The organism is Achromobacter sp. DH1f (assembly GCF_000633435.1).
Lineage (GTDB): Bacteria > Pseudomonadota > Gammaproteobacteria > Burkholderiales > Burkholderiaceae_B > Achromobacter > Achromobacter deleyi.
The window spans coordinates 90,108-99,999 of sequence record NZ_AYMF01000013.1 but is presented as its reverse complement, the minus strand read 5'-3'; the positions used below and the strand labels follow the sequence as shown (position 1 = coordinate 99,999).

The 9,892-nt window shown below is 65.8% G+C and carries 9 protein-coding genes; 7 read left to right on the top strand and 2 right to left on the bottom strand.

All coding sequences use genetic code 11. The features are described 5' to 3' along the window. Nucleotides 1-18 precede the first annotated feature (18 nt). On the bottom strand, nt 19-546 hold the full coding sequence (locus tag U858_RS34240) for a nucleotidyltransferase domain-containing protein (protein WP_157838798.1): 528 nt from the start codon (nt 544-546) through the stop codon (nt 19-21). Between the two features lie 348 nt (nt 547-894). Between U858_RS34240 and U858_RS0113740 the strand changes: the two genes are divergently transcribed. From U858_RS0113740 to U858_RS0113720, 5 genes are read left to right on the top strand one after another with little or no spacing between them, the layout of a single operon-like run. Beyond that, nucleotides 895-1,653 carry an enoyl-CoA hydratase/isomerase family protein gene (locus tag U858_RS0113740; protein WP_198529723.1) on the top strand — a complete coding sequence of 253 codons (759 nt, stop codon included), beginning with the start codon at nt 895-897 and terminating at the stop codon, nt 1,651-1,653. Continuing rightward, complete coding sequence (locus U858_RS0113735) at nt 1,553-2,827, top strand: extracellular solute-binding protein (protein ID WP_198529722.1); 1,275 nt, start codon at nt 1,553-1,555, stop codon at nt 2,825-2,827. Before U858_RS0113740 ends, U858_RS0113735 begins: the two co-directional genes overlap by 101 nt. A gap of 20 nt (nt 2,828-2,847) precedes the next feature. Next, nucleotides 2,848-4,050, top strand: coding sequence for a CaiB/BaiF CoA-transferase family protein (locus U858_RS0113730; RefSeq protein WP_025137729.1), 1,203 nt, complete (start codon nt 2,848-2,850; stop codon nt 4,048-4,050). A 57-nt stretch (nt 4,051-4,107) separates the two neighbouring features. Next, complete coding sequence (locus U858_RS0113725; RefSeq protein WP_025137728.1) at nt 4,108-5,397, top strand: MFS transporter; 1,290 nt, start codon at nt 4,108-4,110, stop codon at nt 5,395-5,397. 29 nt (nt 5,398-5,426) lie between these two features. Beyond that, entirely contained in the window at nt 5,427-6,251 is an 825-nt protein-coding gene (locus U858_RS0113720; protein ID WP_025137727.1) for an IclR family transcriptional regulator, read from the top strand. Here U858_RS0113720 and U858_RS0113715 read toward each other — a convergent pair whose 3' ends face one another. Beyond that, entirely contained in the window at nt 6,252-7,178 is a 927-nt protein-coding gene (locus tag U858_RS0113715) for a LysR substrate-binding domain-containing protein (protein WP_025137726.1), read from the bottom strand. It lies immediately after the preceding gene. A gap of 256 nt (nt 7,179-7,434) precedes the next feature. Between U858_RS0113715 and U858_RS0113710 the strand changes: the two genes are divergently transcribed. Further along, a complete protein-coding gene (locus U858_RS0113710) occupies nt 7,435-8,844 on the top strand; it encodes a M20 family metallopeptidase (RefSeq protein ID WP_025137725.1) in 1,410 nt (469 codons plus the stop codon). 32 nt (nt 8,845-8,876) lie between these two features. Beyond that, nucleotides 8,877-9,884 carry a tripartite tricarboxylate transporter substrate binding protein gene (locus U858_RS0113705; protein ID WP_029953825.1) on the top strand — a complete coding sequence of 336 codons (1,008 nt, stop codon included), beginning with the start codon at nt 8,877-8,879 and terminating at the stop codon, nt 9,882-9,884. Nucleotides 9,885-9,892: the final 8 nt, after the last annotated feature.

Genomic DNA, 9,892 nt, shown 5'->3' with positions numbered 1-9,892 from the left:
GTATACGACGCCGATCGTTTATCTGGCGTTGGAGAGGATGCGGTTGCGGGTGGCGGGGTGGCGCGGGCGGGGGGTGAGGCGGCTGGGGTGAGGGGGCTGGGGCATTTCCTTCTTCCCTATCAGCATGATGAGAGGCCCATCGAGCACCTCACGGATAAACGGACTATCTTGATCCAGCAGCTCGGCATACTGGGCCCGCGTCAGGTCCAGGATGTCCAAAGCACGGCCGGCGTCTTTCATGGCCACTCTCAGTTCGGCCTTGATGCGCCCTGTGATTCGGTCTCCGACCAGCAACAGGTCGATGTCGCTATCGGGACCGGCGTCGCCCCGCGCCATCGACCCAAATACACACGCAATGTCGATGTCGTCAGCGTAGGCCTCGACGGCCTGCTTCAATGCAGGCACCGCGCCCGCCAACTGTTGAATCAACCGCCGTAGTTCGGGAAAGAAATGCGCGTCGCGATTGGCCCGGTAAAGCACCTGGTTGCCACGGCGCGCCCGCGCCAGGACACCGGCCGCCGTCATATCGATCAGTTCGCGGGCCAATGCCCCACGCGACACATCAAGCAAGCGAGCCAATTCGCCCGCATGAAATTCTTCGTCCGGCCTCAGGAAAATCAGCGTAAGTAGCTTTTTACGGTCAGTCCCAGCGCACCGTATAGATGTAGAACCCCGCGCCCGGCTCGGGCGCGGCCGCGTGCTTGCCATAGGGCCAGCCGACGATAAGACCGTCCGCCTCCAGCAAGCCGCCCTGGGACTATCCCTGATATCGATTCACACCCATAAATTTTATATTGGCAACTCTCTATCACATATGAAACTTCAATAATCCATCGAACCGGCCGCTGGCCGAGTTGGAATAGCCCTATGAATCAGCCACTTGTGCGACGAGACGTGTCAGCGGACGGCGTAGTCCGTCTCTATTTCAACCGCCCGGAGAAGCTCAATGCGCTGTCGACACCCATGGTCGAACAGTTGGAAAGCCACCTGGATGACATTGCAGCGAATGCGGACATTCGCCTTGTGGTGCTGAGCGGAACGGGCGGCAGAGCCTTTATTGCCGGCGCCGACATCGCCGAATACCAGGGCAACCGCCATGCGCAGTTCATTGCCTATCAGTTGCAGTCGCGTCGCGTCTTCGACAAGCTTGAAGCCCTTCCTCAACCCACGATCGCCGCCGTCCAGGGCTATGCGCTGGGCGGCGGCTTCGAGCTGGCCCTGTGCTGCGACATTCTGGTGTGCGCCCGCAGTGCCCGCCTGGGGCTGCCCGAGGCCAAGCTTGGCCTCAGTCCAGGCGGCGGCGGCACCCAGCGATTGCTTCGTGCGGTGGGCCGCCATGCAGCCGCTGACGTCATGCTGGCCGGCCGCTACCTGTATGGCGAACGCGCCTACCAGCTGGGTTTGGCCAGCGTGTTCTGCGAGGACGCAGACTTCGATTCAGCGGTGCAAGGCCACGTGCAGGCGCTGCTGTCGATGGCGCCGTTAGCGCAAACGCAGATCAAGCGGCTCATGCGCCTGGGGCAGGACTGCTCCCTGCCCGGCGCACTCAGTCTTGAGCAGGAAGTCCTGTTTCGCCTGTACGGCACCGAAGACGGCCAGGAAGGCATTGACGCCTTTCTGCAGAAACGCGCGCCGCGCTTTCAAGGACGTTGAACAGATGCCGCAGACAACGCTTGCGGCGGCGCGTTATACCGGCCTGACCTGGGATCATCCGCGCGGCTACGAACCGCTTGCCGCCGCGGCCCGAATCCAGCAGACGCGCGACGGCGCCCCCCTCATCACCTGGCACACACAGCCCCTGTCGGGCTTCGAAGAGCATCCCATCGCGGATCTGGCCGCGCGATATGACCTGCTGGTTCTGGACCATCCGCACATTGGCGAAGCCGTCGACGCCAAATGCCTGACGCCGCTGGAAGACCACTTCCATGCCGCCGACATCGCCGCATGGCGCCAGGGAAGCGTCGGCCATGCCATGGCCAGCTATTGCTGGGCCGGCAAGCATTGGGCCCTGCCCATTGATGTTGCGGCGCAAGTAAGCGCCTATCGCCCGGACCGCCTGGCCGCAGCGCCCCGCGACTGGGACGAGGTTGTCGCTGTCAGCGAGCGAAATCCTGTCGCGCTCTCGCTGGCCGGCCCCCATGCGTTCCTCTCGCTGCTGTCCATCTGTGCCGCCCTGGGAGCCGAACCCGCTCAGGATGACGCCTTGCTGCCCACGTCGGTCGCGCTGGAAGCGCTGGGCATCATGAGCCGGATAGATGCCCGCGCACCATCCGCCACGCGCGTGCTGAACCCGATCGGCCTGTTGCAGGCCATGGCCAGCGGTGCTGATCTGGCCCTGGTCCCTCTGGTGTTCGGCTATGTCAATTACGCCGTGCCGCAAGCCGGGCAATGGCCCGTTGCTTTCGCCCAAGCGCCACTCGCTTATGGCGGCAAGCGCCACGGCAGCGTACTGGGCGGCACGGGCATTGCACTGACCGCACGCGCCGAAGCCAACCCTTCGCTGATCGAGCATTTGCGAGGGCTGATGAGCCAACACGCTCAAGTACGTTTTTTTCCTTCCCATCAGGGGCAGCCATCCGCCCGCGCAGCGTGGATAGACCCCGAGGTCAACGCGCGTTGGAACAATTTCTATGCTGCCACGCTCGATACCGTCGAGACCGCCCTGCTGCGTCCGCGCCATGACGGCTACATCGCGTTTCAAGCCGCCGCCGCGGCGCTGATACGCGCCGGCTTGGCCACCCGAGCGGCGCCGGCCTTGACCCTGGAACACATTCGCCAGGCGTGGCGCACCGGTCGCCAGCAAATGTTGACGACCACGCTGACCTGAATTCCCCGGAGACCACTGACATGAACGCCAAAGCCCTTGAGGATGTGACCGTCCTCGACCTCAGCCACCTGCTGCAAGGCCCCTTCGCAACGCAACTGCTCGCCGACCTGGGCGCCACCGTCATCAAGGTGGAACGTCCGGGCCAGGGCGACCTGTTCCGCTCGCTGACCTTCAACAATCGATGGCTGGGCGGTAGCGAAAGCCCCAATTTCCTGGCATGGAATCGAAACAAGCGCTCGCTGGCGCTGGACCTCAAGTCCGAAAGCGCGCGCGAAGTCATCTACAAGCTGGTCGAGCGCGCCGACATCGTCGTGCAGAACTTCCGCCCCGGCGTACTGACACGCCTGGGCTTCGGGTATGAGGCGCTCAAGGAAATCAATCCGCGCATCATTTACTGCTCCGGTTCCGGCTACGGCGACTCGGGCCCCTACCTCACGCGCCCCGGCCAGGACATGCTGATCCAGGGGTTGACGGGCCTGGCCGCCGCGACCGGGCGCGGCGACGGCCCCCCCGTGCCTGTCGGTGCGGGCTTCTCGGATCAGGTCGGCGCGATGAATATCGTCTATGGCGTGCTGGCCGCGCTGTACTGGCGCGAACGTTCGGGCAAGGGGCAACACATCAAGGTCAATCTACTGGCCGGCATGCTCGCCCACCAAGGCCAGGAAATGCTCATGGCCATGAATTTCAACGCCGACTTTCAGCGTCCGCGCTCGGGCATCGGCCACCCCGGCATGGATGCGCCATTCGGCGTGTATCCGACACAGGACGGCTGGGTCACCGTGGCCATGAGTCCCTTCAGCCGCTTGGTCGGTATCTTGGGCGACGACAGTCTGCTGGCCTATGACGACCCCAAACAACTTTTCGACAGACGCGACGAGGTGTGGGAGAAGCTGGCCGCGCTGACACGCACCTGGACGACTGCCGCCCTGATCGACGCCATGCTGGCCCAGGATATCTGGTGTGGCGAGGTCAAGACGCACCTTCAGGCCGAGCAGGATCCCCAGGTGCAGCATCTGGGCGCCATCTCCCACTACGACCATCCTGTCGCGGGCCGCGTAAAGGTTGTGGCCCCGGCCGTGTCGTTCAGCGAAACCCCCGCCGCCATCACGCGCCCCGCCCCGCTTGTGGGTCAGCACAGCCGGGAAATCCTGCGCGAAGCCGGCTATTCGGATGCGCAGGTTGATGCCCTGATCGCCACCGGCGCCGTCGCGCAGACTGACTAGCCCAATCACGCAAGGCCGCTCAGACGGCCTCGTCACACGCCCCCCCAAGGAGACAGCATGTTAAAGACCGTTCGGTGGCAACTTGTCGCCCTGATATTCATTGCAGGCATCATCAACTATGTAGACCGCGCGGCGCTGTCGATTGCCGCACCGCTCGTCGCCGGAGAACTCGGCCTGGATGCCGCCGACATGGGCATGGTATTTGGCAGCTTCTTCCTGGGCTACGCCCTGTTCTGCTTCATAGGCGGCTACGCTGCGGACCGCTACGGTCCGCGCCGCGTCATGATCGTCGCCATGCTGCTATGGTCGTTGTTCTGCGGCGCCACGGCATTTGCCTTCAGCCTGGCCAGCCTGCTGGTTCTGCGGATCTTGTTCGGTATGGCCGAGGGCCCGTTCAACACCACCATCAACAAGACCATCAGCAATTGGTTCCCCCGCAAGGAACAAGGCCGCGCCAGCGCGCTGGCAAACTCCGGCACCGCGCTGGGAGGCGCCATCGCCGGCCCCATTGTCGGTTTCGTGGCGCTGCATTACGGTTGGCGCGCTTCGTTCGCGGCCGTCATGGCGCTGGGGCTGATCTGGGTGATCTTCTGGATGATCATGGCCAAGGATCATCCGCAGGAACACAAGCGCGTGACCGCCCGCGAGCTGGAAGACATCACCGCCGACCAGAATCTGGAGCAACCCGAGAGTGCGCGTACCGGACTCGGCGTCTATCTGCGCCGGCCGACCATCCTTGCGACGGCGTTCGCTTTCTTCGGCTATTCCTATCTGCTGTATTTCTTCCTGACGTGGTTCCCCAGCTACCTCATCAACATCCAGCACCTCAGCGTTTCCGAGATGTCCATCGTCAGCATGATTCCCTGGAGCGTCGGCTTTGTGGGCATGGCGCTGGGCGGCTTTGTGTCCGACGCGATCTTTCGCAAGACGGGCAACCTGGTGTTCTCGCGCAAGATCATATTGGTCGTGTGCCTGTCCATCGCGGCCGTCGCCGTTGCCGTCGCCGGCGCGGTGAAAACCGCCGTGCCCGCCGTCACCGCCATGACGATCGCGGTGTTTTTCATGTACCTGACCGCCTCTGCCTACTGGACTACCATTCTGAGCGTGGTCGAAAAGCGGCATGTCGGCGGAGTCAGCGGCTTTGTGCACCTGGTGGCCAATCTGGCCGGCATTGCCGCCCCCACCATCACGGGCTTGCTGATCAAGCACACGGGCCTGTATCAAAGCGCCTTCTTTCTGGCTGGCGCCATCGCCGTCACGGGCGCACTGTGCGTGTTGTTCTTTGTCCGCGAGGAACCGGCAGGGTCGGATGCCAACGCGCCTCTGGTCGGGCGTACAGTGGGATAATCTGCCGCTCAACGATCCCGTACCGCGCCATGAAAAAAGCCATTTCTTCCGCCAGCCCCGATCCCGAAGCCGCCGCCCCGGGCGTCACCTACAAAGTCCCGGCCGGCGAGAAGACGCTCGACGTCATCGAATACATGGCGTACACGGCCACCCCGCAAACCAAGAGCGAAATCGCCGCCGGGGTCGGCAAGTCCATCCAGGAGATCTATCGCATCATCCAATTGCTGGTCGGACGTGGCTACCTGATCAGTGGCGACAACGAGGATCGCTATTCGCTGTCAATGAAGCTGTTTTCGCTGGTGCACACCATGCCTGCGGTGCGCAGCCTGTCCGCGGCCTCTGTCGGCCCGATGCGCAGGCTGGTGGCCGCGGCCAGCCAGAGCTGCCACCTGGGCGTTCTGTGGGGCAACGAGTTGATGGTGGTATCGCAACTCAATTCGCCGCTGAACATGTCCTACGCCGTAGCGCTGGGAGCCCGCTTCCCTGCCCATGAGACCAGTTCGGGCCTCGTCTTGCTCGCAGGCTTGCCGCCAGATCACCTGGCACGTGCGCTGTCCCGAATGGAGCAAGCATTGCATCCCGACGAGAGCATCGCCGTCGTGCGTCGGCTTGTCGATGAAGTCCGGCATACTGGCCACGACGTGCGGCCGTCGCTGATGGTCCCCGGTATCGTCAACATTTCCTACCCCGTGCGTGGTCTGCATGGCGAAACCATCGCAGCCTTGACGGTGCCTTACCTGGGCATCAAACGTTCGACGCTTTCGGTCGAAGCCACTGCGGCGGCCACCTCTCAAGCTGCGGACGACATTTCCCTGGCAATGGGCTGCCCTGCGTCGGTACTCGGTCTACCTTGATCATCCCCCGCCCCGCTCCCCCTCCGGCGCCCGCGGCGCCGCATTCAAGCGTTCCGCCAGCAACCCCAGGAACTCCCGCGCCAGCGGCGGCAAGGTGCGCCCTTGCAGCGTCACCACCTGGATGCTGCGCTGGCGCATTTCCGGATTGCTGAACGGCACGGCCACCAGCCCGGCGCTGTCCATCTGCCCCATCAATGTCAGATACCCCGACAAGGCCACGATCTGGCTGCCGGGCAGCATCGGCAGGAAGGCCGCCGAATGGTTGGACACGTAGGCCGGTTCGATGTGCAGGCCGGCGTTGGCACAGGCGGCATCGAACAAATGGCGCACGGTCGTGCCCGGGTCGCCCAGCGACAGCGGCACCTGCGTCAGGTCGCGCATGCCGATGCTGCGGCGGGTGGCCAGCGGGTGGCGCCGGCACATGATGGCGTAGACCGGGGCGCGGCACAGCAGTTCGGTCTTCAGGCGGTCGTCCTGCGCGACGGTGTAGCGCAGGGCCAGTTGCGACAGGCCTTCCAGCACGTGGCGGTTGACCTCTTCGGGGTGCTCGACCCGCAGGTGAAAGCGCGCCTCGGGGCGGCTGCGCTTGAAGTCGGCCATGCACATCGGCAGAAAGCCATGGGCGAAGCCTTCGGTGCAGGCCACGCGGATGGTGACATCGCCCAGCGCGTTGCGCTGACGAATGCCGGCGGCGACGCGTTCAGCTTCCAGTTCGGCGGCGTTGGCGTAGGCGGCCAGTTGCAGGCCGGCTTCGCTGAGCGCCATGCCGCGGGCGCGCCGCTCGAACAACGTCACGCCCAATTCATCTTCCAGTTTTGAAATCTGGCGGCTGACGGCCGAGGCGGCCACGTGCAGCGCGGCAGCCGCGGCGGCGATGGAGCCGCCGCGCGCGACTTCCAGGAAATATCTCAAACCCAGTGAAATCATGGCAACCTCGTCACGGCAGCGCCGTTCGTAATCACGGCAGCGCCGTCTTCGTAAATACCGTCATCGCCAACCCGTCATGGAATACCCGCAGTGCGCCGCCTTGCCGAACCCTGCAACGCCGCCTTGCCCTGCGCCGCCCTCTGGGAACAGGCCCAAGTCCATGCCTAAATGGCAATGCTCATATGCGAAATATCTAATTGTGGCACGCGAGCAAGCGTAATAACTTTGTGCCTTTGCCGCCTACCCCGAGACTGCCGTGACCCGAGAACTCGCCATTCAGCATGCCACCCACGCCTATGACGACGGTTCCCTGCTGGCCGAGCTGGCCGGCCGCGTCGCCTACCCGACCGAAAGCGAGGTGCCCGAGCAGGGCCCGCGCCAGCATGCCTACCTGAACGACAACCTGGTGCCGGCGCTGGTCGAGCTGGGCTTTTCCTGTCAGGTGCATCCCAACCCGGCCGGCATGGACCTGCCCATCCTGGTGGCGCGGCGCATCGAAGACCCACTGCTGCCGACCGTGCTGATGTACGGCCATGGCGACGTGGTGCGCGGCAACGCGGCCAGGTGGGAAGCGGGCCGCGACCCCTGGCGCCTGCAGGTCGAGGGCGACCGCTGGTACGGCCGCGGCACGGCTGACAACAAGGGGCAGCACACCATCAACCTGACCGCGCTGCGCCAGACCCTGCGGGCGCGCGGCGGCAAGCTGGGCTTCAACGCCACCTGGCTGATCGAGACCGGCGAAGAAGTCGGCTCGCCCGGGCTGGCGGCGTTCTGCGAAGCGCAGCGCGAGGCGCTGGCGGCCGACGTGTTCATCGCCAGCGACGGGCCGCGGCTGAACGCCGCCCGCCCCACGTTGTTCATGGGTTCGCGCGGCGCGGTGAATTTCGAACTGTCGCTGCGCGCGCGTGAACGCGGCTATCACTCGGGCAACTGGGGCGGCCTGCTGGCCAACCCCGCCATCGTGCTGTCGCACGCCATCGCCTCGCTGGTGGACGCCAACGGCCGCATCCAGGTGGCGGGCCTGCGCCCGCCGCTCATCCCCGCGGCGGTGGCCGCGGCGCTGGCTGACCTGGAAGTGGGCGGCGGCGCAGACGATCCCGAGATCAACGCGTATTGGGGCGAACCGGGCCTGTCGGCGCCGGAGAAAGTATTCGGCTGGAACAGCCTGGACGTACTGACCTTCGGCGCGGGCGACCCAGCCAAGCCGGTCAACGCCATTCCGCCCGAGGCCGTGGCCTGGTGCCAGCTGCGCTTCGTGGTGGGCACCGACTGGAAGGCGCTGGAATCGCACGTGCGCGCCCACCTGGACCAGGCGGGCTACACCGACGTGAAGATCCGCGTGGGCATGCAGGCCGGCGCCACCCGCCTGTCACCCGACAATGCCTGGGTGCGCTGGGCCGCGGCTTCGCTGGAACGCACCACGGGCGTGCGCCCGGCGCTCTTGCCCAACCTGGGCGGCTCGCTGCCCAACGACATCTTCGCCGATCAGCTGGGCCTGCCCACGCTGTGGGTGCCGCATTCCTATCCCGCCTGCGCGCAGCATGCGCCCAACGAACACCTGCTGGGCAGCGTGGCGCGCGAAGGGCTGGCGATCATGGCGGGCCTGTTCTGGGACCTGGGCGCCCAGGGCGCCGCGCTGCGCCAGGCCGCCAAGCCCGCTGCCTGACCGATTACTCCCATCCCGCTCTCACACCGTCCATGACCCTGCCCTTGCGCCCCCGCCACCTGACCCGCCTGTCCGCCGCCGCCCTGCTGGCGGCCACCCTTTGCGCCGCGACCTGGGCGGACGACGCCCGCGCCGCCTATCCTGAACAGGCCATCAAGCTGGTCGTGCCGTTTACCCCGGGCGGCGCCACCGACGCCGTGGCGCGCCTGCTGGCCAACAAGCTGTCGGGCAAGCTGGGCCAGGCCGTCATCGTGGAAAACCGGCCCGGCGCCTCCACCGTCATCGGCGCCGATGCCGTGGCGCGCGCCCAGCCCGACGGCTACACGCTGCTGCTGTCGGGCAGCACCACCTACACGGTGTTGCCCGCGTTGAAGCCGTCGCTGCCCTACGACCCGCGCGCCAGCTTCGAGCACATCGCCATCGTCGCGCTGGCCCCGGTGGTGCTGCTGGTGCAGAACGGCCTGGCGGCCAACACCGCCCAGGAAGCCGCCGAACTGGCCCGCCGCCACAGCGCCAGCGGCGGCCTGATGTACGGCACCTTCGGCCCGGGGTCCGCACCGCATCTGGTGGGTGAAATGTTTGCCGAGGCCGCCGGCGCCAAGATGACGCCGGTGCCCTACAAGGGCAGCGCCCAGTTCATCACGGCGCTCATCGGCGGCGAGATCGCGCTGGGCGTGGATACCGTGTCGTCGGCCGCGCCGCAGGTCAAGGCTGGCAAGGTGCGCGCGCTGGCCGTCACCGGCGAACACCGCGTGCCGCAACTGCCCGACGTACCCACCTTCATCGAAAGCGGCCTGCCCGGCGTGTCGATGGTGGGCTGGTACGGCCTGGTGGCGCCGGCCCGCACCCCGGCCCCGGTACTGGATACGCTGAACCACGCGGTGTCTAGCATCATGCAGGACCCGCAGGTGCGCCGCGCCATCAATGACCTGGCGCTGGAACCCGTGTACCTGCCCGGCCCGGCCTTCAAGGCCCGCATGGAAGACGAGCTGCGCACCTTTGCCGAAGTGGGCCGGCGCGCCGACATCAAGCTGGATTGAGCCGAACG

Coding starts and splice junctions, on each gene's coding strand:
- U858_RS0113730 (WP_025137729.1), top strand. CDS start 2,848: ATGAACGCCAAAGCCCTTGAGGATGTGACCGTCCTCGACCTCAGCCAC.
- U858_RS0113725 (WP_025137728.1), top strand. CDS start 4,108: ATGTTAAAGACCGTTCGGTGGCAACTTGTCGCCCTGATATTCATTGCA.
- U858_RS0113720 (WP_025137727.1), top strand. CDS start 5,427: ATGAAAAAAGCCATTTCTTCCGCCAGCCCCGATCCCGAAGCCGCCGCC.
- U858_RS0113715 (WP_025137726.1), bottom strand. CDS start 7,178: ATGATTTCACTGGGTTTGAGATATTTCCTGGAAGTCGCGCGCGGCGGC.
- U858_RS0113705 (WP_029953825.1), top strand. CDS start 8,877: ATGACCCTGCCCTTGCGCCCCCGCCACCTGACCCGCCTGTCCGCCGCC.